Here is a 3587-nt window from a genome sequence, read left to right as displayed (position 1 = left end):
CACGCCCTGGGCATCGCATTCGCCATAGCGCACCCGGAAGCGGAAACGGAAAGACGGTTCGGGCATGTAAAGCTCCCTCTTGAGTATTTATTAGTCACGTTAGCTTTCCATAGTTGACGATGTGAACCATGCTTGTAAAGAAATCCCGGTTTTCTGTGGGGCTAGAGATCAGGTGTCGGTTTCATTGGCTAAAGGGAATAATTATGAATGATTTATGGAAGAATATTCGTGGCTTGGCGGTTATATCTGGCGCCGCCTTGCTGGCAGCCTGCGGCGGTGGGGGAAGCAGTGGTGGTGGTTCAGCCGCATCAGACCTGACACTGGATAACGATAACCTGGCAGAACAAACGGTTGAGGTTGCTCCTGGTTCGGATGTTCGTGGGATCTTGGGCTTGCAAGATGATATTGGCACCGGGCAGGCGCTGATCCTAGAGGTGATGGGAAGTCTTGAGCCTCAACGTACCGGCTCATCAGACACGATCAGCTGTGAGCAAGGAGGCACTGCCACGGTGACAGACGAGAGTGCTGGTGATCGGATTGATGAAAAATGGTTACTACAGAATTGTGCCATCAACACCCAAGTGCTCGGCAGCGTTATCCTCAGTGGCGACTATCGATTTGTTGCCAGTTTTAGCGGTGACCAGGAGGCAGATTCCGCTCTTGAGGGTTTTGAGGCCTATGACATCGAGGGTATACAGCTATCGGAATCCGAACAGATTAACCTGAGGGGGCGGGCTGACTTCGATTATTCCAGAACAGGAAGCTCCACCAGTTTAATCGATACCATCAGTGTGTTTGAGTTCAAGGTTGGTGATCTGTACGTTGCCATCACTGACGCCGAGACCCGACTGGAGGGCAATGAGCTCACCTTGGATTTCACAACCAAAGGTACGCTGATAGGCTCTGCCATTGGTGGCTTTATCCAACTATCGACTCCCCAAGTTGTGAAGATTGATAGCGGAGAAGTATGCCCGGCCTCAGGCATTCTCCGGATAGCCAGCATTGGCGTTGTAGAGATTCTTTTTGGCACAAGTACTGAACGAGATGATGACGCAGTACAAATCAGAGTTGACGGTGAGGTTGTAGACAGCACCCTAGACTGCGGTGCCATCGGCTTCATTCCACAAGTCTGATCGCCTTGGGGTGAAGGCTATGCCCTAACCCCTAACCCCTTGGTTCTTGCCAATCCGCGGCCGGGGGACCTAATCAATTCCGCAGCCGGAAACTCCATACAATCTGCCGCATTCTGCCCACACTCTCGCGGCGAAAGAGTGCCATAGCCTTTTGCCACCGATGCATGAGAAACCGGCCACAACTCGCGCGTCACCCGGTTAAAAATGCTCCACGCTGAGCAGAACTTCTTCAAAATCGCGGCCACCCCGGAATTGAATGGCCGCCGGCCTGGCCGCTCAACAATCACTCGTGGGGCTAGCCCCTCGAGCTGCGACGTTGCCAAATGCATTGTTCTACTTTAGCGTTGAATGTATTCGCTCAAAACTGATCTGGTGGGCGTCATCAATATGGACAGTACGTTATGCAACAAACCGGAATCTACGAGCAGCTAATCACCAAGCTTATCGAGAGTCGACTGGATAGAGACAAGTTCTATATTGGTGAACGCCAGCTCAACAGCGCCGAAGCCTCTGTGTGGCTGTCACGATTCCTCTCCAACATTCTGGAATTTGCAATTGAAGCCGTGCCGTCGGGTGACGACCGGCTTCAGGAGCAAATCGAACTCTCCAACCAGTTGCTGATGTGGCTCAAGAGCCAGATTTCAGACGAGGGCTTTCTGGAAGACAACCTGCTCGATAGCCAGGGAAAGATCCTGACGGCTTTGTACGAGTTGGAAAACCCCATTGCAGCCAATCTCAAGCAATACGTTGAAGACATCTTCCCTCTGACTGGATTGACCCAGAGCGAGCTGTTCTCAGGCAGCAATGCCGGCCTGTCGCTGGAATCGGAACTCAAACGCGAAATTCTGTCGGCAGACAAAATCTACTGGCTGGTGTCGTTCATCAAGTGGGCTGGCATCCGCATTTTCCGGAAAGAGCTGGAAGCCTTCACCGCCAGTGGCCGTGAGCTGAGAATCATCACCACCTCCTACATGGGGGCAACGGATGCCAAAGCCGTTGAGTACCTGGCCAGCCTGTCGAACACCGAAGTGAAGCTCAGCTACAACACCGAACGCGAAAGGCTGCACGCCAAGAGCTATTTGTTCCTTCGAAACACGGGCTTTCACACCGGGTACATCGGTTCATCGAACCTGTCCCGATCGGCGCTGACCAACGGCCTTGAGTGGAACCTGAAAATCACCTCTCAGGAAATTCCACACATCATCAACAAGTCTTTGAGCACTTTTGAGACTTATTGGGCTTCGGAAGACTTTGAGCGGTTCGATGGTCAGGCTGAGAGTACCGAAAAGCTCAATCGAGCCCTGAGGCAGCAAAAAGGCTTGAATTCGCCAGACGTCTCCCACTATTTCGAAATCACGCCGTTTGCGCATCAGAAGGATATTTTGGAGCAGCTGGCTGTTGAGCGGGACGTGCACCACCGTTTCCGAAACCTCGTGGTGGCCGCCACGGGCACAGGCAAAACCCTGATCTCAGCTTTTGATTTTCAGCGGTTCCTGAAAACAAAACCAAACGCCCACTTTCTGTTTGTAGCCCATCGTGAAGAAATCCTGCGGCAAGCCCGTGAAGCCTACCGTGGCGTGCTGCGAAACAATGCCTTTGGTGAACTCTGGGTGGGCGGTCAGTTGCCTGAGCACTACCGCCAGTTGTTCGTCTCGATTCAGACCCTGAACAACCAGCTGGATCAGTTGAAACTGACTGAAGACTATTACGATTACATCGTGATCGACGAAGTGCACCACGTTGCCGCATCCAGTTACCGGGCGGTACTGGAGCAGTTCTCGCCTGAGATACTGCTGGGCCTGACCGCAACACCAGAACGGCATGATGGTGGTGATATCCTAAGCGACTTTGGAGGCGTGATTGCCGCCGAACTTCGGTTGCCGGAGGCCATCAACCGCCGCCACCTTTGCCCCTTCCAATACTTCGGCATAGATGACGATACCGACCTGCGCACCATTCCCTGGAATCGTGGTCGTTACGATGTGGTTCAGCTAACCAACCTCTACACCCACAACCAGAGCCGTGTAGACAAGATTCTGCGCAGTCTGCGGGAAATCGTCACCGACATAACCAGTATGAAAGCTCTCGCCTTCTGTGTGAGTCGTGAACACGCGACCTTCATGGTGGAGCAGCTCCTGTTACACGGCATCAAGGCCGATGTGCTCACCAGTGACAACAGCCACGAACGCCAACAAAAGCAGCAAGCCATTCGCTCCGGGCAAATCAACGTGCTGTGTGTGGTCGACATCTTCAATGAAGGCGTCGATATTCCGGAAGTGGATACCTTGCTGTTCCTGCGTCCAACGGAAAGTCTGACCATCTTCCTACAGCAGCTCGGCCGTGGACTGCGTTTGGCAGACGATAAAGACTGCTGCACGGTTCTGGATTTCGTGGGCAACTCCCGGCCTGAATATGATTTCGCCAATAAATTCCGGGCACTGGTGGGTAAGTCAG

At 53.0% G+C, this 3587-nt stretch carries 2 protein-coding genes; both read left to right on the top strand.

The window, feature by feature from the left end:
* Positions 1–128: 128 nt before the first annotated feature.
* A complete protein-coding gene (locus IBX51_RS14710; RefSeq protein WP_291832065.1) occupies positions 129–1133 on the top strand; it encodes a hypothetical protein in 1005 nt (334 codons plus the stop codon).
* A gap of 401 nt (positions 1134–1534) precedes the next feature.
* On the top strand, positions 1535–3587 hold a 2053-nt coding region (locus IBX51_RS14705), incomplete at its 3' end, for a DEAD/DEAH box helicase family protein (protein WP_291832064.1).

Source organism: Marinobacter sp. (genome assembly GCF_014859525.1).
In the GTDB taxonomy this organism is placed as follows: Bacteria; Pseudomonadota; Gammaproteobacteria; order Pseudomonadales; family Oleiphilaceae; genus Marinobacter.
The sequence above is the reverse complement of the archived record's forward strand: the minus strand, read 5'-3'. Positions and strand labels throughout refer to the sequence as shown.

What these genes read in the sequence shown, in the direction of transcription:
- IBX51_RS14710 (WP_291832065.1), top strand. Translation starts at nt 129, where the DNA reads ATGCTTGTAAAGAAATCCCGGTTTTCTGTGGGGCTAGAGATCAGGTGT.